The 23707-nt window shown below is 54.1% G+C and carries 24 protein-coding genes and 3 pseudogenes; 12 read left to right on the top strand and 15 right to left on the bottom strand.

The window, feature by feature from the left end:
* Positions 1–105: 105 nt before the first annotated feature.
* Positions 106–1665 (top strand): annotated as a pseudogene (locus tag SJQ66_RS15590) (methyl-accepting chemotaxis protein); the annotation flags it as partial.
* Between the two features lie 189 nt (positions 1666–1854).
* On the opposite strand, the pseudogene SJQ66_RS15585 reads toward SJQ66_RS15590, so the two are convergent.
* From SJQ66_RS15585 to bdcA, 4 genes and pseudogenes are all read right to left on the bottom strand, one after another.
* A pseudogene (locus SJQ66_RS15585) lies at positions 1855–1998 on the bottom strand (integrase); the annotation flags it as partial.
* Positions 1999–2092: 94 nt separating this feature from the next.
* Positions 2093–2464: a carboxymuconolactone decarboxylase family protein gene (locus SJQ66_RS15580; RefSeq protein ID WP_036009787.1), complete on the bottom strand. Its 372-nt coding sequence runs from the start codon at positions 2462–2464 to the stop codon at positions 2093–2095.
* Positions 2412–2852, bottom strand: a complete 441-nt coding sequence (locus SJQ66_RS15575) for a MerR family transcriptional regulator (protein ID WP_024903486.1) — start codon at positions 2850–2852, stop codon at positions 2412–2414. The genes SJQ66_RS15580 and SJQ66_RS15575 overlap by 53 nt, the downstream gene beginning before the upstream one ends.
* Positions 2853–3149: 297 nt before the next feature.
* Positions 3150–3863 (bottom strand): SDR family oxidoreductase, encoded by a 714-nt coding sequence (gene bdcA / locus SJQ66_RS15570; RefSeq protein ID WP_320534986.1) that lies wholly within the window; start codon positions 3861–3863, stop codon positions 3150–3152.
* 77 nt (positions 3864–3940) lie between these two features.
* Between bdcA and SJQ66_RS15565 the strand changes: the two genes are divergently transcribed.
* Positions 3941–4531: a TetR/AcrR family transcriptional regulator gene (locus SJQ66_RS15565; RefSeq protein WP_046152245.1), complete on the top strand. Its 591-nt coding sequence runs from the start codon at positions 3941–3943 to the stop codon at positions 4529–4531.
* A 375-nt stretch (positions 4532–4906) separates the two neighbouring features.
* Here SJQ66_RS15565 and SJQ66_RS15560 read toward each other — a convergent pair whose 3' ends face one another.
* From SJQ66_RS15560 to SJQ66_RS15535, 6 genes and pseudogenes are all read right to left on the bottom strand, one after another.
* Positions 4907–5935 carry an F-box protein gene (locus SJQ66_RS15560; protein WP_024903489.1) on the bottom strand — a complete coding sequence of 343 codons (1029 nt, stop codon included), beginning with the start codon at positions 5933–5935 and terminating at the stop codon, positions 4907–4909.
* Positions 5936–6153: 218 nt separating this feature from the next.
* Positions 6154–6324: pseudogene (locus tag SJQ66_RS15555) on the bottom strand (alpha/beta fold hydrolase); the annotation flags it as partial.
* 169 nt (positions 6325–6493) lie between these two features.
* Positions 6494–7285, bottom strand: coding sequence for a substrate-binding domain-containing protein (locus SJQ66_RS15550; protein ID WP_407691536.1), 792 nt, complete (start codon positions 7283–7285; stop codon positions 6494–6496).
* Positions 7286–7420: 135 nt separating this feature from the next.
* The gene (locus tag SJQ66_RS15545) at positions 7421–7915 is read right to left on the bottom strand and encodes a DsrE family protein (protein WP_024903492.1); all 495 of its coding nucleotides are present in this window, start codon (positions 7913–7915) and stop codon (positions 7421–7423) included.
* Positions 7912–8919 (bottom strand): thioredoxin fold domain-containing protein, encoded by a 1008-nt coding sequence (locus SJQ66_RS15540; RefSeq protein WP_320534985.1) that lies wholly within the window; start codon positions 8917–8919, stop codon positions 7912–7914. Before SJQ66_RS15540 ends, SJQ66_RS15545 begins: the two co-directional genes overlap by 4 nt.
* A gap of 7 nt (positions 8920–8926) precedes the next feature.
* Positions 8927–9409, bottom strand: coding sequence for an MBL fold metallo-hydrolase (locus tag SJQ66_RS15535; protein ID WP_236693381.1), 483 nt, complete (start codon positions 9407–9409; stop codon positions 8927–8929).
* Between the two features lie 100 nt (positions 9410–9509).
* On the opposite strand from SJQ66_RS15535, the gene SJQ66_RS15530 reads away from it, so the two are divergent.
* Both SJQ66_RS15530 and SJQ66_RS15525 read left to right on the top strand, forming a co-directional pair.
* Complete coding sequence (locus SJQ66_RS15530) at positions 9510–10772, top strand: NAD(P)/FAD-dependent oxidoreductase (protein ID WP_046152250.1); 1263 nt, start codon at positions 9510–9512, stop codon at positions 10770–10772.
* 75 nt (positions 10773–10847) lie between these two features.
* Positions 10848–11288, top strand: coding sequence for a protein tyrosine phosphatase family protein (locus SJQ66_RS15525; protein WP_024903497.1), 441 nt, complete (start codon positions 10848–10850; stop codon positions 11286–11288).
* 278 nt (positions 11289–11566) lie between these two features.
* On the opposite strand, the gene SJQ66_RS15520 is transcribed toward SJQ66_RS15525, so the two are convergent.
* On the bottom strand, positions 11567–12025 hold the full coding sequence (locus tag SJQ66_RS15520; protein ID WP_024903498.1) for a MarR family winged helix-turn-helix transcriptional regulator: 459 nt from the start codon (positions 12023–12025) through the stop codon (positions 11567–11569).
* Between the two features lie 54 nt (positions 12026–12079).
* On the opposite strand from SJQ66_RS15520, the gene SJQ66_RS15515 reads away from it, so the two are divergent.
* The 5 genes from SJQ66_RS15515 to SJQ66_RS15495 all read left to right on the top strand — a co-directional run bounded on the left by SJQ66_RS15515 (position 12080) and on the right by SJQ66_RS15495 (position 15892).
* Positions 12080–12448, top strand: coding sequence for a VOC family protein (locus tag SJQ66_RS15515; protein ID WP_024903499.1), 369 nt, complete (start codon positions 12080–12082; stop codon positions 12446–12448).
* 532 nt (positions 12449–12980) lie between these two features.
* Entirely contained in the window at positions 12981–13547 is a 567-nt protein-coding gene (locus tag SJQ66_RS15510; protein ID WP_024903500.1) for a carboxymuconolactone decarboxylase family protein, read from the top strand.
* Between the two features lie 69 nt (positions 13548–13616).
* Positions 13617–14381, top strand: a complete 765-nt coding sequence (locus tag SJQ66_RS15505) for an enoyl-CoA hydratase/isomerase family protein (protein WP_024903501.1) — start codon at positions 13617–13619, stop codon at positions 14379–14381.
* A 56-nt stretch (positions 14382–14437) separates the two neighbouring features.
* A complete protein-coding gene (locus SJQ66_RS15500) occupies positions 14438–15109 on the top strand; it encodes a peroxiredoxin-like family protein (protein WP_024903502.1) in 672 nt (223 codons plus the stop codon).
* Between the two features lie 66 nt (positions 15110–15175).
* On the top strand, positions 15176–15892 hold the full coding sequence (locus SJQ66_RS15495) for an SDR family oxidoreductase (RefSeq protein ID WP_024903503.1): 717 nt from the start codon (positions 15176–15178) through the stop codon (positions 15890–15892).
* Here the strand turns inward: SJQ66_RS15495 and SJQ66_RS15490 are convergent.
* Together SJQ66_RS15490 and SJQ66_RS15485 are read right to left on the bottom strand one after the other, a co-directional pair.
* Positions 15869–16801, bottom strand: coding sequence for a LysR family transcriptional regulator (locus SJQ66_RS15490; RefSeq protein WP_320534984.1), 933 nt, complete (start codon positions 16799–16801; stop codon positions 15869–15871). The two genes, SJQ66_RS15495 and SJQ66_RS15490, sit on opposite strands and share 24 nt — an antisense overlap.
* Before the next feature lie 120 nt (positions 16802–16921).
* Complete coding sequence (locus tag SJQ66_RS15485; protein WP_320534983.1) at positions 16922–18037, bottom strand: alkene reductase; 1116 nt, start codon at positions 18035–18037, stop codon at positions 16922–16924.
* Between the two features lie 238 nt (positions 18038–18275).
* Between SJQ66_RS15485 and SJQ66_RS15480 the strand changes: the two genes are divergently transcribed.
* Entirely contained in the window at positions 18276–18905 is a 630-nt protein-coding gene (locus tag SJQ66_RS15480; RefSeq protein ID WP_320534982.1) for a glutathione S-transferase family protein, read from the top strand.
* A 674-nt stretch (positions 18906–19579) separates the two neighbouring features.
* Here SJQ66_RS15480 and SJQ66_RS15475 read toward each other — a convergent pair.
* Positions 19580–19903, bottom strand: a complete 324-nt coding sequence (locus SJQ66_RS15475; protein WP_024903507.1) for a GFA family protein — start codon at positions 19901–19903, stop codon at positions 19580–19582.
* A gap of 1061 nt (positions 19904–20964) precedes the next feature.
* Between SJQ66_RS15475 and SJQ66_RS15470 the strand changes: the two genes are divergently transcribed.
* Positions 20965–21411: a VirK family protein gene (locus SJQ66_RS15470; RefSeq protein ID WP_024903508.1), complete on the top strand. Its 447-nt coding sequence runs from the start codon at positions 20965–20967 to the stop codon at positions 21409–21411.
* Between the two features lie 619 nt (positions 21412–22030).
* On the top strand, positions 22031–22546 hold the full coding sequence (locus tag SJQ66_RS15465; protein ID WP_024903509.1) for a GNAT family N-acetyltransferase: 516 nt from the start codon (positions 22031–22033) through the stop codon (positions 22544–22546).
* Between the two features lie 412 nt (positions 22547–22958).
* Here the strand turns inward: SJQ66_RS15465 and SJQ66_RS15460 are convergent, their stop codons facing one another.
* A complete protein-coding gene (locus tag SJQ66_RS15460; RefSeq protein WP_024903510.1) occupies positions 22959–23453 on the bottom strand; it encodes an NUDIX hydrolase in 495 nt (164 codons plus the stop codon).
* Positions 23454–23707: the final 254 nt, after the last annotated feature.

Raw genomic sequence — 23707 nt, 5'->3', positions numbered from 1 at the left:
TGACAAGCAACCACTTCGCCGGTGTTGCCCTACCCCCTCCGGCTCGGTCTTCGCAAGGGGTAGTATTTACCGATTATCGGGTTGATTGACATGGGCCAACTAAAAATGAATTTCAACACGATCTCCGTCAAAGGGAAACTCTCCATAGGATTTGGCTTGCTTAGCGCGACAGTGCTAATCGTTTCGGTTATCGCACTCAAATTATTAGGTGAAGCAAATGAACGCTTCACCGACTATATAAACGGAATCAGCGCGCGCGCCGACTCCGTGCACAACGTCCGGACTGCAGTTGACCGACGCGCGATTGCCGCACGCAATATGGCCCTTGCTACAAAGCAGGCGAATCTCGAAGCGCAGCGGGTGGCTGAGGCAGAGGCCCAGGACGACGTTCAGGCAAACCTACGGAAGTTGAACGAGCAGATTTCCAGCGGAGCCGACGTTACAGAAAAGGCACTCGGCCTCGTCGGCGCCATCAACCAGATCGAAGCGAAATATAGCGTAGTAGCACAAAACATCGTTGCCCTGGCTTTGGCGAACAAGAGGGAGGAAGCGATCGCTAAAATCAACGATGAATGCCAGCCGCTTTTGGCTGAACTTATCAAAGCCACGGACGCATACGCAAGTTACACGACAAGCCGAGAGGAGGCCCTCGTCCGTGAAAATAACGATAGCTATGCGAAACAAAGAATCGTTCTTATTTTTATCTGTATCAGCGCGCTTGCCACAGCTATGATAGCCGGAAGCCTTATTGCGCGTGGCCTCACGCGCGCGCTTGGAGCGGAACCGGGAGAACTCAGCGAAGTAACGCAACGCATAGCAAATGGCGATCTAAGTCCGGTCGCGCGGGCCAGCGCCGCGCCAAACGGCAGCGTGCTGTCGTCGATGGGCGTAATGCAGGCCAGCCTGGTCCGTTTGATCGGTGATGTCCGAATTGCCGCCGATAGCATTGCCACGGGATCCGGCGAAATCGCTTCAGGAAATGCCGACTTGTCATCCCGTACAGAACAGCAGGCGGCTTCGCTACAAGAAACCGCTTCCAGCATGGAGGAATTGACGTCGACGGTCAAACACAATTCCGAGAATGCACAACAGGCGACCTCCATGGCCACCAGCGCCTCAGAGGTAGCGCAGCGTGGAAGTTCGGTGGTGGGTCGTGTGGTAGAAACCATGGACCAAATCAGTGGTAGTTCAAACAAGATTGCCGAGATTACGGGAATTATTGAAGGGATCGCATTCCAGACAAATATCCTGGCGCTCAACGCAGCGGTGGAGGCGGCAAGAGCCGGAGATCAGGGCCGTGGGTTTGCAGTCGTTGCCGGCGAGGTTCGTAATCTCGCGCAACGCTCATCCAGTGCCGCGAAGGAAATCAAAGACTTGATCAGTACGTCGGTACAAAAGATCCAGACGGGTTCATCTCTTGCACATGAGGCAGGCAAGACGATGTCCGAGGTCACGCAAGCCGTTGTGCGGGTGACAGATATCATGTCGGAGATCGCAGCGGCTTCGACCGAGCAAAGTCGCGGTATAGAACAAGTCAATCACGCCATCACACAAATGGATCAGGTAACACAGCAAAACGCTGCGTTAGTCGAGGAAGCAGCGGCGGCTTCCTCCTCCCTTGAGAATCAGGGACGTCAACTGAACAAGGCGATCGGATACTTCCGGCTAGAAACCGTTGCCACGCTCAGATGAGTATCAAAATCACGCACATACCGGGCGGTCGTTAACTCTCGATACAACACCTCAGTGTCCAACGCTGATCCGATTTCGGCCGATCACCGAATCTCCGCCAAATTGCTCTTTCGGCCAAATTCGGGACACTGGACGACCAAACGGAAGCTAAAATTCTGTCTGTTATGTCATGTCGAGAGCATAGTCGATCTCAATGCCAAGGTATCGAACAATACTTTCGCGCTTGGTGTGTCCAAGTAACAAATGCACTGCACGGTGATGCTTCGTTCGACGATAAATCAACGGCGCTTTCGTACGGCGGATGGAGCGGGAACCGTTGACCCTTTCGCTTGGGAAGGCATTACAAACCGCATCAAGGGACTCGCCCAGGACCCAGGCTAGATCACACGATGCCGTGGACTCAATTCGAGAATACTTCCTTCGCGGCAAATAATCCGTTTAGAGCGGCGGGAAATCCGGCATATACCGACATCTGGATAATAATTTCGACTATCTCGCCACGACTCAGGCCGGCATTCAGTCCCGCAGCGATGTGAACCTTGAGTTGAGGCAGCGCGTTACCCATTGCGGTCAATGCCGCTACAGTGGCAATTTCACGAGAACGGATGTCAAGACCAGGTCTTGAGTAGATGTCTCCAAAGGGAAACTCGAAAAGGTATCGGGCGAAATCCGGCGCGACATCGGCCAGCGCGCTGATCACTTTTTCGCCAGCCTCGCCATCAATCTCCGACAGAACTCGACGGCCTCTTTCTAACCGGCTTTCTGAGTTTATCTGCTGGTGCGCTATGTCGTTTTGCACTATCGTTCATCCCGAGAGAGTGAGTATATCCAGCTATCTTTGTGTCGAGAACGAGCAGGCAAGCTTGAAGTTCAACGATGCGGGCAAGGACACTATCCCGATGCGCCGCTAACAACTGCACGCGTTCGCTTTCGGTCTGGACACCATCGGACCGTAGTCGGGCATAACGCAGCATCTCCTGAATCGACATTCCCGTCGTCTTCAGGCGACCGAGAAACGCTATCCAAACGAGAATGGCGGGTTCATAAATCCGCTGCCCTGTACTATCCCTCCGAGCAAGCGGCAGCAGGCCAATTTTTTCGTAATACCGAATCGTATGGACAGTCAGCCCGGTGTGGCGTGCGATATCCCCAATCTTCATTGCTGCCTCAGCGTATCGACATTCGGGATGTTGGGACTTCGAGTGCAGTTTAAGTCAAGGCCTTTTTATCGTGGTTTCAGAAAAGGAGCAAGGCCTCCTCTTTACACGGTGGCGCAGGGCATCGCAATGGCGATCAGCGCAGACCGCGTTTGGTGCTCTTGCTCAAACCATGCCGGTCGATCTGGACCGCTGTGCCATGAGGCAAGAAGGGAATGCATTTGCAACGCGTCGACCTCGTGCCTCACCGCCACGAGCCTTTGGTGAGAAGTGCGACCAACCGCCCCTGCACGCGCGGGACTACGCGCCAAAACCTCCGTCGATCGTGTGCATCGCGCCTGTAACGAAGCCAGCCTCCGGTCCGGCGAGCCACGCGACCATTGCCGCAACTTCATCCGAATGTCCGTGGCGTTTGATGGCCATAAAGCTATGCATGAGGTCTTTCATCGGTCCATCCGCAGGGTTTGCTTCGGTATCGATTGGCCCTGGTTGCACGACGTTGATCGTAATCCCACGCGGCCCGAAATCACGCGCCAATCCGCGCGCCATGCCCTGTAGGGCGGATTTGCTCAGTGCGTAGGAAGCCATGCCGGGAACAGGCATTCTGTCTCCGTTCACGGATCCGATCACAATGATTCTGCCGCCTTCCGGCATCCGCCGCGCTGCTTCGACGGAAGCATGATACGGTGCGTGAACATTGATCCGAAGCATTCGGTCGATTGCGTCCGGGTCGTGTTCCAACGCGTCACCAAAAATGCAGATGCCGGCATTCACCACCAGAATATCCAGCGGACCGGTGGCGCGGACCCGCTCGATCACCGCGTCTCGGTCAGCGCTATCGGTCATAACCATCGTGCTTCCAGTTTCGCTCGCCAATTGCTCGGCCGATTGGGGCGATCCTGCATAAGTAAAGGTCACTGTGGCGCCACCGGCCGCGAACCGACGGACAATCGCCGCACCAATTCCACGGCTTCCGCCGAGTACTAATACGGACTTCCCTTGGAACGAGGACATCACGTTTCCTCCCCAATTAATGTAATATTATTTACATAATAAACACGCCAGGAACGTCGTCAAGGATTTTTGTAAAAATGATTACAGATATTGGAAAGCGTCGCGGCCGCCCTCGCCGTTTTGACCTCGACGAGGCCATTGCCGTTGCGCAGCAGCTATTCCACGCACGTGGCTATGACGCAGTCAATATCACCGATATCACCGCCGCTCTCGGCATCAATCCACCGAGCTTCTACGCCGCGTTTGGTAACAAGGCTGGCCTCTACACTCGCATCCTCGAACGCTACGCTCGCACAGGCGCTGTACCCTTGACGGACCTTCTCCGTGCTGACCAACCGGTGGCTGAGTGTCTTGGCGCCGTGCTTGAGGAGGCGGCTCGTCGCTATGCTGTCAATCCCGGAGCTACGGGCTGTATGGTGCTGGAAGGGATTCATAGCAGCGACGCTGAAGCGCACATTGCCGCCTGCGCCGTTAAGAATGCTGCCGAACACATGATTCGTAGCTATATAGCGGACCGACATCCCGATGTGGCGGACGAACTAACGGATTTCGTCAGCACTACAATGGCGGGCATGTCCACCCAGGCTCGCAACGGACATAGCCTGAATCGGCTTATCGCCACCGCGCGTCTTGCCGCCATGGCGCTGGCACAGGCCCTTCGGACTTGACGGCGGCAGCATCAATCAATTCGGCGCGATCCTTATCGCTAGGCTGTTGAATAAATCAGAACATAGGGAATTGATTCGCGCTAACGCGTGCGAAGCGCGCGGGAATGGCCGTACTTTCGATACTTCAACCATTCGTCAACAAATCACAGAATGACAGCTCGGGCCGAAACCCTGACACCCGGCAGATGGAGCAGCGTCGGCCAAAGGTGACCTTTAACAACTTGGTTGCCGTGACCGATGTGCGACGCCAAGCGGGCGTAGCTGCAAAAAATTTGAAATACGGATGTGACGGTCGGTTCTCGGTAAGGGCCACAGCACCTATCAACGTCCGGCAAAAATTTGTTCAAGCAAAATAATGCATAATTTTTAAAGTTATTATTTCTCCCACCAGTGGTCACCCCGATGAAATCGGCGAAGCATCGCATCCTGAATTTGATCACTATTATAATTTCCTTGGTCCATAAACCAACCTGCGACATGAATCTTGACCTTGTCGGAGATACGACCGCCTGATCCATCATATTCTTTAGCGAATAGCCCGATTTCGCTTTGCAAATACTCAACTTGTATAGGTACCGCCAGCAGCGAGTCGAGCATTGCGGGCCAAAGCGCTTTATCTGTCATCTTTAACAGATCGCAAGGAGACACGCGACAATCATCGAAAGTCTGGCGTACAGCCCACCGTGCCACTGCAAGGTCCATCAAGGAGAGTGCATCGGATAAGGATTCAGGAGGCACATTTATCATGCTCTCCTGCTGGGTAATCAGATTACAAACAGCATCAGCATCAAATTCAGCAACCGTATCTTTATCAGAGTTCGGGTGATAAAATACCGGATCGTCCCGTTTAGCCGCAACCACCGGTGCGGACCAGAACAACGTATTTAGCACCTTTTGTATTAAGGACGGTTGAATCTCAGACACACTGATCGTAACGTCAGCTCGTTTTTTAAAAAATCCGGGAACCGTTGTTTCCAACACGGTCACGGGTACTGTCACCAGCAAATCACGTAGTATCGAAGGCCGCATCGCTGAAACGTTGACAGCGCGCATGGCGTTAATCGCAACGTTTTGGCCACGTTTCAGATCTGCTAAGAGTGATGGGATCCGATGCCCCAAATCCCCATATGATTCCGCGGCTCTCGCATAAAAATCTTGGATCATAAGAATAGATTGACGCTGCAACAATACTTCAGTATGAAATCGCTGGCTTGTCGAGGTTATATTAAGTAAATCATCTTTCGGAAGGAAAGATGCGATATTAATAATAAGCTCATCCGGTAGATTGGGCACATCGCTTCGATGCACGTTTTTTTCAGGATCAGGACGTACTTCATCAGCGCGCGAGGTGTCGTAGGTTACCCATTGCCATAGGCTCGAAAGCGCATTTCTTGCGATATCCATTTTGCGTTCTCCTAAAAACGGACAGTAGATGAGATTGAGTAACCATCAACCTTATTTAGTTCACGTTCTTAGCAAGATCGCTGCACGCCATATCACGTGCTCATCATTACAGATATCCTGCCCGCCGCGTATCTTCTTGAAAAAGTGCCGGCTGAGCATGTCGCTCATTGGAAAAACTATATGGCGCAATCGGCCAAAGCCCGCGGCCTGGTCATATGTATGGCGCCAGCTTCGCGTTGGCACATCCATCCTAAAGATGCTGACCAGAACGCATCGCCCAAGGTAAAGTTTCCTTCGATATTGAATATCCTGCGGACGTACGCGGGATAAGCATGGGCGAACAGCATGGCAATCGCCCGGCCAACAGAATGACCAACTACATCGACGGATTTGCTTGCAAAGTGGGAGGAGGTCGGGAGCACCACTCTCTCGTTTCAAGCATCAGCAAACAGTGCGGGATTTATCTTTTCGCCGCAACATACGACGGTGGAACAATGATCGATCCGTAACGTATATTGCGCTGAAAGACGTCCATCTCCAACTTAAGAAATGACGCCTTTAAGTACGATTCTCCTCACTTACCCCCCCACGCTCATGATTTTGCGGAGCTTTCGTGAGCCAGCCCCAATGTGCAAAAATCTTCGCGCCGTCAGGCGACTTCAAGAAATCCACGAATTGCGCGGATGCCGGGTTTGCAGTCCCACGTTTTGTGACTGCAACGCCAGCGTCACGATAGATGGCATAGCGCGCTTCAATAGGAACAACATCCGCTAACTTTGGATTTGCCACTTGCCAGATGTTCCAAATCAGCCAGACATCAATATCGGGTTGATCGATCCACGTCTTGCAGGCGACCGCGCTATTGCCCGCATACGAGACGATGTTCTGCCTTAGCATCTTCACGGCCTGGATGTCACCGGTGCGCCCAGCCACATCTTCCCATACGCCATTCTGACCAGCGCCATTGACGACCAAGACTTTGACGCCGGGTTTTAGCAGATCCGCAAACCCCTGGATATGATGAGGGTTGCCTGGTCGAACGAGCATTGCCATGGGGCGCAAGTACAAAGGCTGCGGTGACTGGGGTGTCAATTGATCCGGCAAACTAGTCACAAAATCGGACATCATGGTTTCCGATCCGCTGAAGATCACATCAGCGTCGCCTTTTGCGCTCTCGATCCACTGACCGGTGGGACCCGCCGTGACATCAACGTTAATGGCGGTCTTCTTGAGGAACGCTGCCGCCGCTTCCTTCATTGCCGGAGCAGGCCCACCCGGTCCATAAACGTGCAGTGTTGGCGGTGTTTGTGCCATGACCGTGCCCGTCATGGTTATCAAGAACAGGGCCACTACCGGTCGTTTGAAATGCATGATGTTTAATCTTATTTAAAGTGGTTATATTTGATAACGTTATTTGCAACAAGCTGCGCTCATGGTCTTTCGATCGCCAGATAGTCGAGTTCCACCGTAATATCGCGAGACCGGCTAGAGGTTCATCAGACTGTATCCCTCCTGCTGCAGGATCGGCAAAGCAGTGAGTGCCGCCAAAGCGAGGGTGACGCCGCTCCTTCGTTCGTCAGCAGGGATGTTGTTTCCATGGAGCGCTTGTGCACAAACGGTTAGCTCGACGCCGACTGCTAATAAGGCATCTATTATTTTTGCATTAGGATTCGCGATGCCATGGCGCCGTTGATACGCAATGTCTGCAAGAATGCAAGTTGTCGCTGCACCGTGGATGACTGCCGAAAATTCCAGGTGATCGAGCGGAACGCCGGACATGCAGTAAAGGTTCACCGCGCGTGCAACTCGTTGTAGAGCGCTATGCGGTGCCTTGTCATCTTGTGATGCGCCAGATATCGAAAACACGACTTTGTAAGAGGCGCCGGCATCGGGAACATATGAGGCGTCGACCGGAAATTGCACTTTGCCGAAATCGGGTAATGCGGAAATGTCTATGGGGCTCGCGGCGGGTTTTGTCATTTTGCGTTCAATCCTTCATTAAGTGCCGACAAGGATAGGGCACCTACCTGTTGCGCACCGTTTCCGTAGACGATGGTTGGCGTGCCTGTAATCCTTAGGCGTTTGGCGAGTGCCAGATTTGCTTCCACTGGTAAATCGCTGCAGGCGCTCGCTGACGAAGGTTTTTTGCCCAATAGCATCCACGCGTTCCATGCGGCGTTGCTGTCCCTTGAGCACCAGATTGCCTCGGACATTGGCTTGGAGTCCGGTGTCAGGATAGGGACTAAAAAAGTGTAGATCGTGACATCATCAAGACCCTGCAGGGTTTGTTCGAGCTTCTTGCAATAGGGGCAATACGGGTCCGCAAAAATGGCGATCTTGCGCCGTCCTTGACCATGGATCGTCTTGATAGCGTTGCCAAAGGGAAACGCGTCGAAATCGATATGGTTTTCTTTTTCAAGCCGGGCCACAGTTAAATTCTTGTGCGTGCGAGCCTCTATCATCTGGCCGACGAGCAGGTAATTTGCCGCGCTGTCGGTGTAGATAATCTGCTTGTCGACGTCGACTTCATAGAGCCCGGACAAAGGCGTGGTACTCACGCTCGACACGGTCAGTGACTGGCCGAGGTTACGCCGCAATGCCTCTTGCATATGCGCCACTGTGGGCGGTGCGATGCTCATCGTTTGCGCTGCCGATGCACTGGTGCACCAAGACAGCCCACAAACGATCAATGCGGTCGCTACGCTTTGTGCCCGGTGAAGTAGGAGATGTTTCATCGTGCGCTCCAGGCGTGATACAGCATATACGCGGCCACGGAAAAAATCATTGCAGAGAGCCAGATTTGCAGGCAAGGCAACGTCCATCATTTTGGGATTAGGCAAATTCAGCGATTCTATGTTCGCGACATACTCGGCGTCTGTCTTCCCTGCAAGGCGGCGATCGAACCGCCGCTCCTCACCAATACCTGGGGCGGTCCACCTTTTGTAGTCGTGGCCGGGATAAAGGACGGTGTCGTCGCCTAGCAAGAAGAGCTTATTCACGATGGAGTCCCATGAACAATGGGCATCCCCTCCTTGAAAATCGGTGCGCCCACAGCCCCGGATGAGCAGGGCGTCGCCTGTGAAAACTGCTTCGAGTGCCCCCCAGATCCGATACGAAGCTAAACGATTCGTCGGTGTGCCCAGGGATATAGAGCGATTGCAACACCAGACCGTCGACCTTAATGAGATCCCCCTCGTTGACGTGCTCCGATACACAGCTTGCTTTGGATAAAGCGCCCATGACGGTCGTGCAGTGGGCCACATCACGTAAATCGCCCAATGCCGTAATGTGGTCAGCATGGGTGTGCGTATCGATCGCATGCACCAAGCGAAGATCAAGCTCATGGATCAAACGTAGATATTGTTCCAGTTGCTCTTTGACCGGATCGATGATGACTGCTTCGCCACCGGCCCGAGAGGCAAGAACATACGTGTACGTACTCGAAGTGATATCGAACGATTGGCGGAAAAGCACGGGAGAACCTCGCTCGACATACTTTATTACTTTTCTATATATGCTTATATCTAAATTCGAATATAATATTCGAACCGCACCTTGTCAACGGAGAAAAGTCGTGGCCTCGGACCTGGACGTGCGTAAGTCTTATGCGGTGGTGGTGGTTGGCGGAGGCGCTGGAGGCATCGGCGCGGCCGCCCGTTTGAAGAAAATGGAGCCATCGCTCGACATCGTCATCATCGACCCGGCCGAGTACCACTATTACCAGCCAGCCTGGACCTTAGTGGGCGGTGGGCAATTTGCAATCAACGATACGCGTCGCCGGATGCGCGATTGTGTGCCAACGGGTATCGACCTTATTGCCTCGGAGGTCACAGGGTTTGAGCCTGAGCGCAACGCCGTCGTTTTGGACGGCGGCGCGCGGGTGAACTATAAGTATCTCGTCGTGGCCGCCGGCATTCAGCTCGACTGGGATGCGATTGAAGGGCTGACCGAGACACTCGGGCAGAACGATGTCACGAGTAACTACCGCTTCGATCTTGCGCCTTACACCTGGGAGTGCGTCAGGCGATTCAAGGGCGGTACGGCCATCTTCACGCAACCGCCCATGCCGATTAAATGCGCGGGCGCTCCGCAGAAGATCCTCTATCTGGCTGCAGACTATTTCCGCAAACACCATGTGACAGCAGATATTCAATTCTGCACACCGGGACCGTCTATGTTTGGCGTGCTGTTTTTCTCGAAGGCATTGGACCAGGTGATGGCCGACTATGGCGCCAAGCCTTGTTTCGGGCAAAAGCTTGTCAAAGTCGACGGCCCGAACAAAACCGCTTATTTCGAGATAACAAAGGAAGGGGAAAAATCAGTCGTCTCCACGCGCTTTGATATGTTGCATGTGGTACCGCCGCAAAGTGCACCAAAGTTCATCAAGGAAAGCCCGTTAGCGGACGCGGCGGGCTGGGTGGAAGTGGATAAAAGCACGCTGAGGCACGTTCGTTTTGCCAATATCTATGGCATTGGCGACTGCACATGTACGCCGAACAGCAAGACGGCGGCGGCAGTGAAGAACCAGATACCGGTCGTGGCGACCAATTTGATGACGGCGCTACGCGGGCGCGGCACGTCCATGACCTATGACGGTTATGCTTCGTGTCCGCTGACGACCTCTGCCGGACGCGTAATGTTGGCCGAATTCTGCTATGACGGCGTGGTCACACCGACCTTCCCGGTGGACCCTCGTTCGCCACGTAGATTTTTCTGGTGGCTCAAGCGTCGCTTCCTGCCTTGGCTGTACTGGAACATTGTCCTGAAAGGCAAACGATGGCCCTTGACGCATAAACGCCGGCAGTTAACCGATGCTTTGCCGCATATCGCACCGTAGTTCACATTCAGTACTGCGCTGCTATCGCAACCGCAATACTGATATCGCAACAAGCATCTGTGATAGGAGTGGAATATGACAACAGAGGTTCCTGGTTTAAAACGGCCAAAACTAGATGTCGCAATCAGCGGCCAACCTCCTATTGCTTTCTTCGGGCAGGCAAGGTCCAAAGGGTTCAAGGCCATCCTGAACTTGCGCCCCGCTACGGAACAAGTTGGCTTTAACGAGAGTGAAGAAGTGGCGTCGGCCGGTCTACGGTATTTCTCTATACCTATCGCAACTGTACAGGATTTGACGCGGGCGGCGGCTCGCGCACTCAACGAGATTGTGAGCGACTCAGAAAATCTGCCGATTCTCGTGCATTGCGCTTCAGGCAATCGCGTCGGGGCGCTTTTTGCGGTACGCGCTATGTGGGAACAAGGAGAGTCATTAGACGACGCGATTGCAATCGGACGAGAGTGCGGTTTGAGCAAAATGGAAGAGGACGTACGTGCCCACCTACACGGGACGGAGTAGGTATGCATTCGCGTTAGCAGCGCCTACCCTTATATCTAAAGTGACCGCCACTTTCGGTAGCATTATCATTTTGCAAATTGTGAAGACAGCATAAAGTTCATTCCTTTCGCCGTCCGTTCTCAGCGGGCCGAGCGGATATTCACCAGCCTTGCCGCTATGTCCGTTATGGTCGGCGGTCGTCTCTGTTTCGGCCGTAGCCGAAAATCCAGCGAACGTTGGTAGCGACGTCCAAAGCGGACATATGCGATTGTGCCGCTACATTCGTGCCGTGTTCACTATTAGCTGGACGGGGCGTCCGCCAGGGCAGCGGCACAGCGTTTGAGCAGGTCGCAAAGAATCTGGGCCTCCTCAGCCGAAAGCCCCGAAAGCATCTGACGCTCCACCGCATCGGCAGCTTTCGCGCCATCGGCGACCGCCCTCTTCCCATTTGTTGTCAGCTCGGACATGATGACTCGGCCATGCTCTGGATGCGGGCTTCTCACGATCAAGCCTCCTCGCTCCAGATTGACGAGGATTGCTTGCATGGTCTGCGGCGTCACGAACGCCGCACGCGCCAACTCGGCATTCGAAATTCGGGGATTGTTAGCGACCGCAAGTAAGACTGCGTTCTGAGGTGCGGTGATGCCCAACTGACCAAGTTCAGCATCCAGGCGTTGTCTCAATCGATGTTGCGTAATCTTCAGGTTGTAGCCTATCCAGTCGCCCCCGGTTCGAGGCGCGGTCTTTTCCTTTGACATATCAGCATCCTTACATTAATATCAGCACACTGATATTACTTTACCGGATTGAAAATGACAACGCCGATCGGCCCCGACTTCATTGCCTTACAGGTGCGCGACCTCGCTGCATCACGCAACTTCTACGTCGAAATCTTCGGATTCGAAGTGTCGACGCATTGTCCTCCGGGAGCGGTCATATTTAAGACCGAACCGATCGCTTTGGCACTGAGAGAGCCTCTGCGCCCGCTTCCGGAATCAGGCGCACTTGGTGTTGGCATGACGCTCTGGATTGCCTGCCCTGACGGCGACGCGCTGCACCAGCTCATTGTCGAACGAGGCGGTGTCATCCTTAGCCCTCTCGCTGACGGCCCCTTCGGGCGCTTCTTCGTTGCCAGCGATCCTGATGGCTATGCGATCACCTTTCATACGGCGCGAAGCTGAATCCTATCCCGAGGTCCGACGAGCGGCGGTAACCATACGGTAAGCGGACATCCTATAAATTATAAGGAATGACCGTTCAGGCCGAGCTACGGAAGTCGGTTCCTTCATTCTGATCGTCCCAGGTTCGGCCAGAGCGGTCATCTGGGGTCGCGCTTCTGACCGACTGCTTGGTATCAAGTAACGGCCATCGTACAGAAGCATGACCGGATTGTTGAGTTGCGTGGAAATCTTCCCCGCAGCCAAAGTCACTATCTATACCGTCGCGACTGTTCTAGTGCAGCCGTCGCTGGCCATCAGCGTTGACGAAAACACTGGTGTTCCGTTGCTGAGCTTCTACTACGCAGTGGCTTCGTCAAAAATGCCGCAATAATCCACAGCGTCTACAAACGCGCATGTCTTCTCACAGACCGACTCGATAGCTCCCACACTTTATGCTTTTCAGGAATGGGTGTTATGTCCGGTAGCGGTCTACCTCGAGATGCCGTTCGCCGCGATCATTTGCTCACTGACACACACAACAGAGAGCAAACAAATGACGACCTTCAACACCTACACGATCGACACCGCACCGGCAGCATCCAAGGCCGTACTCGAAAAAACCAAAGCGGCTTTCGGCTTTGTGCCGAATCTTCAAGCCAATATGGCCGAGTCACCAGCACTACTGGAGGGTTACGCCACGCTGTGGGATCTGTTCTCGAAGAGCTCGCTGACGGCGCATGAACAGCAAGTGGTATATCTGACGTCAAACTTCGAGAACAACTGCCATTATTGTATGGCAGGCCACAGCACGCTGGCGAAGATGATCAAGATGGATGCAGATGTTATCGCCGCACTGCGCACTGGTACTGCCTTGCCCGATGCCAAATTGGAAGCACTACATCGCTTCACCACGCTTGTGGTACGCGAACGCGGCTTTGTACCAGACGCAGACATTGACGCCTTCTTGGCCGCTGGCTACACGCGCCAAAACGTCCTCGAGGTGATCCTCGGTGTCGCCACCAAGGTGATGAGCAATTACACGAACCATATCGTACACACCGAACTCGACGGCTTTATGGCAGGCAACGAGTGGACCAAGCCGACCATGGTCGCAGCTTAAGTCTTACCGCGGAGAGTTGCATCGGCTCTCCCTCACGTCCCGTTCCATCATTAAATATCAGGCGCTGCAATGTCCACTTTTGCCAAATACAAAGACGCTTACTCGAACGCTTCAATGACACGCTCGGACTCGGGCGTGCTTGAGGTGAAGTTTCACACGAACGGCGACAAGCTCGTCTTCAACGGTCACACCCATGAGCAGTTCACGGATATGTTTCATCAAATCGGCGAGGACCCGGAGAACCGCGTCGTCATTCTGACGGGCAGCGGCGATGCTTTCATGGATTCGATCTCGCCCGAAGGTTTTGATTTCTTCACGCCGCGCGGTTACGACAAGATCTTCCGCGAGGGTCGCAAGATATTGATGAATATCCTCGATATCGAAGTGCCGATGATAGCGGCACTCAATGGTCCTGTGCTGCTGCACTCCGAGTATGTGCTGCTATGCGATATCGTCCTTGCGATACCGGAAACAGTTTTTCAGGATATGCCCCATGCAGCTTTCGGTATCGCGCCGAACGACGGGGTCCATCTGCTCTGGCCGGAAGTGCTTGGCAGCATTCGCGGTCGGTATTTCGTTCTGACGCAACAGAAAATCGATGCTCTGGAGGCGAAGTCGCTCGGTGTGGTCAATGAAGTCGTTGCTGCCGGCGACTTGCTGACCCGCGCGCGGACCCTGGCCGAAACCATCGCTAAGCAACCGTATCTCACGACGAAGTACACACGGATCGGCCTGACACAGCGACTTCGCCGTGTGATCGAGGAAGGCATCGGCTATGGCCTGGCGCTCGAAGGCATCACCGCGGCTGAAGTTGCGCGCTCGGCAGTTGCATGACGTAGCGGCTTGGACTCCCTGAATAGACACCTCCCAATTCTTCACTGAGAACCGACATGTCATTACAAGATAAGCTCGACGCATTCAAAGCCGATTTCAAAGGCGGTAAGGCACCCTATTTTGCACCGCCCGAAATTCATCCGATCATGGAGCGCGCGACGGCAGAATTGATTGCCAGCGGTCAAGCGGGACGTGCCATCAAAGCCGGCGATATTGCACCGTCCTTTACGCTGAAGGACCAGGATGGCAACGAAGTGTCATCGGTGGAGATGCTGAAGAAAGGTCCGTTGGTCGTCACGTTCTACCGCGGTGTCTGGTGTCCGTACTGCAACATCGAACTGCAGGCGATAAACGAGGTGTTGCCGCAGATTCAGGCATACGGCGCCAACGTTGTCGCAATCTCGCCGCAAACGCCGGTCAATAGCCGTAAAGCCGTACGCACTAACGAGCTGGATTTCCCGGTCTTGAGCGACGTCAATGGGCAAACGGGTGCGGATTTTGGCTTGCGTTTTGCACTGCCGGACTATCTGGTTGATCTGTACAAAAACCTTAAGAACGATCTGCCAGCATTCAACAATGACCCGCTCTGGACGCTACCGATGCCGGGGCGCTATGTGATCGGACAAGACCGTGTGGTACTGTACTCAGAAGTGAATCCCGACTATACGCGCCGCCCTGACCCGTCGGACATGTTCCCGGTTCTGAAAAAGGCCACTGCGAAGGCGTAAGCCGTCGCGCTCGCTGCCCCGCTGCCCCGCTGCCCGTGGCGCGGCGTTTTTATTGGAGAAATGGCAATGACACAGCGTACTTTTTTGGTCACCGGCGCGACCAAGGGGATTGGACTGGCGCTCACCGAGCGGCTTTTGCACAGCGGGCATCAGGTCGTGGGACTCGCGCGTGCGATGTCCGATTTTCCTGGCGAATTGGTGCAGGTCGATCTGTCGGACCGCATCGCAACGGATGCCGCGTTGCGCGACCTACTCGCGCGCTACGAATTCGACGGCGTCGTTAATAACGTCGGGCTTGTAAAACCACAGCGACTGGGCGACATTGCGCTAGACGATATGGATGACGTCTTCGCACTGAATCTGCATCCTGCTGTGCAGGCAGTCCAAGCCTTGTTACCTGGCATGCGCGCGCGAGGCTGGGGACGGGTCGTCAATATTTCGAGCCTAACGGTCTTAGGTATCGCACAGCGTACCGCCTACGCGGCTGCCAAAGCGGCATTGGTCAGTTTTGCGCGGTCATGGGCGCTGGAACTGGCGCAGACCGGTATCACCGTTAATGCCGTGTCACCCGGACCGACTGAAACGGAATTATTTCGCGCTAACAGCCCACCTGGAAGCGACGGGGAAAAGCGCTATCTAAGTGCCGTACCGATGGGCCGGTTTGGTAAGCCTGACGAAATTGCCGCAACGATCGCGTTTTTGCTATCCGAAGAAGCGGCATTTATGACGGGGCAAACCCTGTATGTCGACGGCGGAGCGTCAATCGGCAAGCTGGCTTTCTGACGAATGATGGGTGCGGGTATCGATACCGGGGCCCATGATTTCTTCAACGAAGGCAATAAAAGCGCGGGCTTTGGCACTCACTAGCCGGCCCGACGGAAACACAGCCCATAAATCGATCGCTGGCAACTCCCAATCGTCAAGAACTGTGCGAACATGCCCATCAGCCAGCTGATCGGTAAACATCCACTCGGATGCGACGGCGAGTCCTAAGTCCCCGAGCACGACGGCACGAACACCCTCGGCCGCGCTGACACTCACCCGCCCTCCGACGACCACTGCAACCTCTTTGCCGTTTTGGCTAAATGCCCAGGACTCACCACCGCCTCGTAGAGAATAAACGATCGCCTGGTGCTGGCTAAGATCTGCGGGCATTGTCGGGACACCCGCTTTCGCAAAATACGCGGGCGTCCCAACGACGACTCGGCGGCTGCGCGCAAGGCGTTTTGCTGTCATCGTTGAATCGTCCAGATTACCCATGCGCAGCGCCACATCAATGCCCTGCCCTAAAAGATCGATGGTACGATCATCCATGACGACATCAATCTGAAGATCGGGATGTCGTGCCATGAACACCTTGAGTGACGGCAGGATGTGGAGGCGCGCGAACGTCACCGCCATGCCCACGCGCAAAACACCGGTGAGACTAGTCGATGAGTCACGCACGACTTGCTCGGCGGTCTCAACCTCTTCGAGTGCGCGCTTGGCGTGCTCGTAGAATCGCTGCCCCGCGTCAGTCGCGGTTAGGCCGCGTGTCGATCGCAGCAAAAGACGTACGCCGAGGCGTTCTTCCAGCTGTGCCACTGACTTTGACACCGCAGGCTGGCCCATTTTGAGTCGCTTTGCCGCCGCTGAAAACGAGCCGGCTTCCACGACACTGATGTAAGTTTCCATCGCGGCCATTCGGTCCATGCCAGCCACTCCTTGTGTCACGTTTGTGTTTAATAAACAAGCGCAAAGACGCCAGCCACGCGTCGGGGGGGTGTATCCGCACGTGGCTGGCGTCTTGTCAGCTTTCGTCAGGTCACTACCTTAAGCTGCTTCCGTTGCCGAATACGAAGGGTAATCGATATACCCCTTCGCGTCACCGCCGTAGAATGTAGATCGATCGTAGTGACTCAGCGGTGCGCCTACTCGCAAGCGCTCGGGGAGGTCTGGATTCGATATGAATAAACGGCCAAATGCGACAAGATCGGCGCTGCCCTCGTTAATAATGTGACTTGCACTGTCGGCGGTAAAACCGCCTGCAGCGATGATCGGTCCCTTGTATACACGACGCAGTTGTGCCGCCGAGAGTGCACCGGCACTTGCCGTAACATCGTCGTTACCGCGAACACGTGGCTCAACCACGTGTAGATAGGCCAATCCATAGCCATTTAAACGTGCCGTCACATAGATGAACGTGCCACGTGCGTCACTATCGGCCATCGTGCCGTAAGAACTCCCTGGCGACAAGCGGACCGCGATCTGATCGGCATCCCAAACGGTATTGATGGCATCGACCACCTCAAATAAAAAGCGCGCCCTGTTCTCCAAGGAACCGCCATAGCTATCGGTTCGATGGTTTGAGCCATCCTGTAAAAACTGATCAGGTAAATAGCCATTCGCGGCGTGCAGTTCAACACCGTCGAATCCAGCGCGCTTTGCCAGTTCAGCACCGTTGCGGAACGTCTCAATCACGGAAGCGATTTCAGCAGTAGCTAGTGCGCGTGGCATCACCTGAGCTGCTTCGATCACGTCACCATTTTCGTTGAGAATAGCCGCGTGTTCAAACGCCTGAATCGCGGAGGGGGCGATAGGCGTTACACCGCCGGTGTTCGCTGGATGCGCTTGCCGACCTGCGTGCCACAATTGCAAGAAGATACGACCGCCATTCTCGTGGACGGCATCTGTGACCCGTCGCCAACCGAACACTTGCGCCTCTGTATAAATACCGGGCGCTCCGACATAGGCAATCCCTAACGGGGAAACAGCTGTGGCATCTGATATCAACAATCCACCCGGCGTCGCCCGCTGCTTGTAGTACTCGACCATCAAGTCACCTGGGACATTGCCCGTGTCGGTACGCATGCGTGTCAGAGGTGCCATCACGACGCGGTGCTTGAGTGCGTAACGACCAACGGAAAATGGTGCAAAAAGCGCGTTCATATCACAAATCCTGGAGTGTGGAAGTTGATGCCATGATCGCGACTTGACGGTCACAAGGGTAGATCGACGAAGGTGATAAGAGTCATTCCTCTGAGGAATAACGGTATCGGAACGACAACGAGCGCACACAAATATTCTTCAATGGAATAGTGCTTATCACTGTCCCATGGCTTCAAGGACTTCGCAACTTGGCGCATAGTCCGTTCATCGATCACAACGCCCCCAAAGGTTCTTCGCCATGTATAAGGTCTACGCTTTCGCCACCCCGAATTCCGTCAAAGTGCCGCTCGCGCTGGAGGAAATGGGACTGGACTATGAGCTACACGCTGTCAACGTTCGAAAAGGTGAGCAAAAGGGTGACGCCTTTGTCGCAATGAACGCCAATGCAAAGGTGCCTGTGCTGAACGACGCGACGGGGGATTTCGTCTTGACTGAGTCTGCAGCTATTCTTGTCTATTTGGCGGAGCGTCACGGCAAGCTACTGTCCAATGATATGGTGACGCGGGCACGCACGTTTGAGCAACTGTTCGCACACGCATCCGGCCTCAGTCCGGCGTTTGGTCAGGCAGGGTATTTCTTGAAGTTTGCGCCTGAAGTGATGCCGCATGCCATCGAACGCTTCAGCAGCGAAGCCAACCGCCAATTGAGCTTATTAGATAACGTTCTCAGTAAGCGACGCTTCGCTGCTGGTGACGAACTCTCAATCGCCGATATCGCCCATTTCGGATGGATATGGCGCCGTGCATTTCCGGATGTATCACTCGCACACGCATCCAACGTACAGCGATGGTATGACGAGCTAATGGCTCGACCGGCATTCGTGCGTGCGATTGACAAACTCGAGGCGTTGTCCACGTCTAGCAATTGAAGCGACGCCAGCATTTGATGCTGAGAGCAAAACGCACACGCGCCTTTGAATCGGTCAAGGTACAGACGCGAGACTTCAAGTGCCTCTCGTCTCTCGACGTCACATCACACCGCAAAATTGGGGACTTATAATGAGCGTTGAATACTATTTCGCCATATCGCTGGCTAATTTTCTGTATTTTTGGGTAAAGAGTCAGAAGACGAGATAACTTTTGAACAACAATGGGTAGGTCCATTTTCGTTCACGCAGCGGTCGGCCGATCCTCGTTTGCTATTCGAGCAGAAAATTAGCCAGGTTTCATCCGTCGATTTCCAGGACAAGCCATATTGTCCGGGCTCGCGCAGCCAACGATATCAGAAGTTTTTTTCATTGTGCGAGCCACGCGAAGAATATCCCTCGCCTTAACCACAACCCGGCCGGCGCTCTCGCGTGCCGCATTGAGCATCGTCTGTCCTGCAACGCGCAGCGACCGTTTTTCTGACAGTTTTGGACACTGCTAGATCTAACGTCGAAAGTCCGCTTAGGCCGAGCTACGGAAGCCGGTTCCTTCATTCTGATCGTACCAGGTTCGGCCGAAAGGGACACTCGCCTGCTTCTAAGTAAGCGACCCAAAAGAGGCGGAAAGCGGTCATTGTGCTAGAGCAGGTTTTGCTTCGGCGCGCTGCGGTCAGCCATCAAGATCCAGTAAGGTTGCCTGTCGTAGTCGGCCCGTCCCAACCTTCTAGATATTTTGTGAGATCGTCTTCCACATCGATGATTCGAGACCGGTAGAACAGATGCATAGTTGGCCGCATTTCCTCTTGCAACTCGCCATTCGCGCCTTGGGCGATCAAGTTGTTCGGCACGACACGCATACCAAGGCGATTTGTACCGAACATCGTTTCGCCGCATCCTACGCAAAACGTACGCGATAGCTGCCTGTCTGGATGAGAAAAAGTTGTCGGGCGACCTGCTTGTACAAGGACCTGTTCCGGCGACCATGCGGTTGCCGATAACATTGGCGTGCTATAAAAATCGCGACACGATTGGCAGTGACAGTTCAGGTCCCTTGTCCATCCTAAATCGATCAACCTTTCACGACGAGGCGCTTTTCTCTCGCGCTGCCATTCGAGCATGCGATAAACGCATTACCAAGCAATCTGATTGCGGTCGAAGTAGAAGCGCCCCGATTTTCCGGTTGGGTCTTTTGTAGCAAGCCAGACGATGCCTTCTGCAGCCGCCTCCACAGTACGATAACCCGAGTGGTCGTTAAAATCGGTGGCGATGTAGCCTGGATCGACAGCATCGACCTTGATATTGACTGAGGCGAGTTCCTTTGCAAAGGCCAGCGCGACAGCATTGAGAGCCGACTCCGCTCAAAAGGCTTATGAGATGCCAGCTAACGCGCCACCCACGCGACCTAGCGTGCCAAAAGGAGCAATCAGCGCATGTCCGGTTGAAAATCGAGACGGCGATGCTGTCAGCTTGCAGCCCCTGCTGGATTGAAGCGATCACTTCTCGCCCTGCTCGCCAAGCACAGATTGCAACTTTTTTCGCTCACGTAGCACCAGAATTGCTTCGCCATATGCTCCATGTAAGTCCTTTGCGCTCCATGTGCTTTTCCATTTTCATGCTAATCAGTCCTTTCCCGAAGGTAAGTACCTAAGCAGATTTCAGCAAGTCAATAAAAAATCGTGCAACGATTAGCTTATTAACAGCGATGTCTACGACCAAGTTTTCCTTATGGGTTACGAAATGACTCTTCGTCATCTCTTCGCTCGTTAACTTTTCTCGCCGAGATGCTTGTGCGACAATGACGCTCCTTTATTCGGCGCAGTGCACCGTCAACGTATTCGAACTAGAAAATGCATCATTCTTGGATTTGATAAGAACTACTTGCTCTCATCTCCCAGATGTCACTGGCTGCTAGGCGACACATCCTGCTGAACTGGCATTACGTCTTCCAAATTGACAGTAAGATGATTGACCTGGACACCCTTGTGACGAAGCGTGAGTTGGGGGCGGAAATTTCGGCGGCTCAAGCTTATAACTCTCTATTGGCGAGAAAGGACCATCCGTAATGAAATTCCTATCTGTTGCATCGCTGTCCGTCATTTCGCTTTGCATAACCATGCCGCTTACTCTGGCCCAAGCAGCCCCAGCAACAGCGTTGTCAAGCCTGGCCGAGATCGAGCAAGCGCTCGACCAGGGCGCGTCCGTGGCGGTCTCTCTCGACCTGAGCCGCTGCCAGCCCGACGGTGCCACCACGCGTGCCGGAAAAGCCAAGGGCGGCCTGACCATCAACGGCTATCTTGTCATGGACGGCGTGCTGAGTTTTTCAGATAGCCACCCGACTGTGGGGAAAAACAGGGAACCGCTGTGGCAGTTTCTACGTTACCAAGTCAAGCCGGACAAGACGGTGATATTCACCGCCGACATGTTTCAGTTGCCTGCCTATACGAGGCTCGGTGAGCGTATTTCGTACAAATGCGGCATGAATGAGGGGATCAGGTTTATTCGGCAATGAGCGGTAAGCATGCATCGCCACGCCGCCCCCCGCTCGTCATGCCGCTCGGGGCAGCATTTTTCTACGCCGCGTTTGGTAACAAGGCAGGCCTCTGCGCTTGCATCCTCGAACGCTACGCTCGCACAGACGCGTACCCTTGACGGAGCTTCTCCGCGCTGACCGACCGGTGGCAGAGTGTCTTGGCGCCGTGCTTGAGGAGGCGGTTCGTCGCTATGTTGTCAATCCCGGAGCTACGGGCTGTGTGGTGCCGGAAGGGATTCATAGCATCCACGCTGACGCACACGTTGCCGCCTTGGCTCTGGCACAGGCCCTTTGGACTTGACGGCGGCAGCATCAATCAATTCGGCGCGATTCTTATCGCAAGGCTGTTGAATAATCCTCATTACAGGTGAGCATGATCACTAAATTTGCACTGCGCTGGACACCGGGTTTTTGCTCAGAATAGCCGCCGCCAACAAACACTATGAGACACAGTTTGCACTCGACGGCAGTAGCTGCTTCGGGGCGGCCTCCGTTTGTCGGCTACCGACCGCACACCACCGTGTCAGATTGTATGCCTGCGGAATTGTGCAAACAGAGAAAATGCTACGATGGATGCCAAGAACTGAAATTGACCGACATGGCAGAAAACAAAATCTCACTGCGCGAGGCTGCGTCCGACGATGCGTTGCACATAGCTAGGCTGCATACCCGAAGTTGGCAGCTAGCTTACTCTCACATCCTGCCCGCCGCGTATCTTCTTGAAAAAGTGCCGGCTGAGCATATCGCTCATTGGAAAAATTATATGGCGCAACCGGCGAAAGCCCGCGGCCTTGTCATGTTGGCCGAGTGCAAAGGAGTGCCGGTTGGTTTCGTTCGCGCCGAAAATGTGGATGACTCGTCGTACGGAATACTGCTTGACTGCCTTCATGTGCTCGCAACCCATCAAGGGTGCGGGGCGGGAAAGTTAATGATTGACGCCGTGCGTAGATGGACCAGGAAACAAAATCAGAATCTGATGCATCTCTATGTACTTGAAGGCAATCTTCGTGCGATCGCCTTCTACGAGCGAAACGGCTGGCGATTTGAAGGGACTAAAGCTAGTTTCATCGACACAACGCCAGTGATCGACCATCGATACCTCATGGAAGTGTAGATTGTCGTCGATTTAAGAGGGCGCAATGGCTGTCCTTTCCTGGACGATCTCAGAAATCTCTAACGCGCGACAGGTGATGCATCTCACTCGCCCCCTGTCTGCCCATAAGCGGTCAGCCGTCGAATCGCGGCCGAACGCCTGCTCAGACCGAGATTCGGAGGTTCGCTGCGGTCCTGCAGTCGGCAGCTTATTTACCCCGAAAAGGACATTGGCCTTCAATCTTCAACGGCCGTTTTACGCCATGAAGCCGACGAATAAGCGCTGACACATCCGAATCAGCCACCCAGCGACCAATAGTGGCTGTCACTGCAACTATCATTTCGCATATTGACAGCAAGTTCGTCGAGACCGGGTTATTTATGGGATGGTCGCGGCATGCTCCGACATCAACCCTTAAAAGTTGCCACTCGATTTACAAGCAGCGAACTGTGAATTGCTCTCCATCCTGAACGACATGGGCTGGCACTAATTGGCCCTTTGCCAGAAGCTCGCCAAGGACAGCGGGCCTGATATCAAGTGACCATAACTGCTCGCGTGCGAACCACACGAACTTGAGACTTTTGCTTCCTTCCACGCCATGGTGGTGCTTCGTTAAGTCAAGCATCGACGACCCCGGCTTTAATATGGCAGCAAAGTACAGTCCGATTTCGTGATGTGGCTGGCCTTCATGGGAAAAGAAATTCTCAACGGTCCACAACAGATTCCCAACATCAATATCCGCGCCGACTTCTTCGTGCATCTCTCGGACCACGGTTTGTTCTGCGCGTTCACCAGGCTCGACTCGACCACCCGGTAAACACCAGAAATTCTGACCTTCGATTTGGTGTAATAAGATGTGTTCAGACAGCGTGATAACCGCTGCGGCACGAAAATGAAAACGGTGGCTGCCAACGTCGAATGCAATCATAACTTCCCCGCCAAAGAACGCTACGACAGACCCCAGACAACAAAACCATTCTCCATCATGACGCGTTGTCACTGCAAGGTAACGTTCTATCTGTAGAAATACTATTTTAAAAAACACCAACAGCCCGTGACGACCTCCCGCCGACGTTTCTTATCGCACGCTTCGCAAGCTGCCGCGACCGCCTTGTTGACCGATGCATCAACCGCATCCGCGGCGGGGGGGCGCGCCACATCTGACCACATTTCTGAGAGAAA

This window comes from Robbsia andropogonis, assembly GCF_034047095.1.
Lineage (GTDB): Bacteria > Pseudomonadota > Gammaproteobacteria > Burkholderiales > Burkholderiaceae > Robbsia > Robbsia andropogonis.
This window is presented reverse-complemented; position numbering and strand designations above follow the sequence as displayed.

Coding starts and splice junctions, on each gene's coding strand:
- SJQ66_RS15525 (WP_024903497.1), top strand. CDS start 10,848: ATGACAACAGAGGTTCCTGGTTTAAAACGGCCAAAACTAGATGTCGCA.
- SJQ66_RS15475 (WP_024903507.1), bottom strand. CDS start 19,903: ATGTTATCGGCAACCGCATGGTCGCCGGAACAGGTCCTTGTACAAGCA.
- SJQ66_RS15485 (WP_320534983.1), bottom strand. CDS start 18,037: ATGAACGCGCTTTTTGCACCATTTTCCGTTGGTCGTTACGCACTCAAG.
- bdcA (WP_320534986.1), bottom strand. CDS start 3,863: ATGTCCTCGTTCCAAGGGAAGTCCGTATTAGTACTCGGCGGAAGCCGT.
- SJQ66_RS15480 (WP_320534982.1), top strand. CDS start 18,276: ATGTATAAGGTCTACGCTTTCGCCACCCCGAATTCCGTCAAAGTGCCG.
- SJQ66_RS15565 (WP_046152245.1), top strand. CDS start 3,941: ATGATTACAGATATTGGAAAGCGTCGCGGCCGCCCTCGCCGTTTTGAC.
- SJQ66_RS15575 (WP_024903486.1), bottom strand. CDS start 2,852: ATGAAGATTGGGGATATCGCACGCCACACCGGGCTGACTGTCCATACG.
- SJQ66_RS15560 (WP_024903489.1), bottom strand. CDS start 5,935: ATGGATATCGCAAGAAATGCGCTTTCGAGCCTATGGCAATGGGTAACC.
- SJQ66_RS15465 (WP_024903509.1), top strand. CDS start 22,031: ATGGCAGAAAACAAAATCTCACTGCGCGAGGCTGCGTCCGACGATGCG.
- SJQ66_RS15515 (WP_024903499.1), top strand. CDS start 12,080: ATGACAACGCCGATCGGCCCCGACTTCATTGCCTTACAGGTGCGCGAC.
- SJQ66_RS15490 (WP_320534984.1), bottom strand. CDS start 16,801: ATGGACCGAATGGCCGCGATGGAAACTTACATCAGTGTCGTGGAAGCC.
- SJQ66_RS15470 (WP_024903508.1), top strand. CDS start 20,965: ATGAAATTCCTATCTGTTGCATCGCTGTCCGTCATTTCGCTTTGCATA.
- SJQ66_RS15495 (WP_024903503.1), top strand. CDS start 15,176: ATGACACAGCGTACTTTTTTGGTCACCGGCGCGACCAAGGGGATTGGA.
- SJQ66_RS15505 (WP_024903501.1), top strand. CDS start 13,617: ATGTCCACTTTTGCCAAATACAAAGACGCTTACTCGAACGCTTCAATG.
- SJQ66_RS15460 (WP_024903510.1), bottom strand. CDS start 23,453: ATGATTGCATTCGACGTTGGCAGCCACCGTTTTCATTTTCGTGCCGCA.
- SJQ66_RS15500 (WP_024903502.1), top strand. CDS start 14,438: ATGTCATTACAAGATAAGCTCGACGCATTCAAAGCCGATTTCAAAGGC.
- SJQ66_RS15510 (WP_024903500.1), top strand. CDS start 12,981: ATGACGACCTTCAACACCTACACGATCGACACCGCACCGGCAGCATCC.
- SJQ66_RS15520 (WP_024903498.1), bottom strand. CDS start 12,025: ATGTCAAAGGAAAAGACCGCGCCTCGAACCGGGGGCGACTGGATAGGC.
- SJQ66_RS15545 (WP_024903492.1), bottom strand. CDS start 7,915: ATGACAAAACCCGCCGCGAGCCCCATAGACATTTCCGCATTACCCGAT.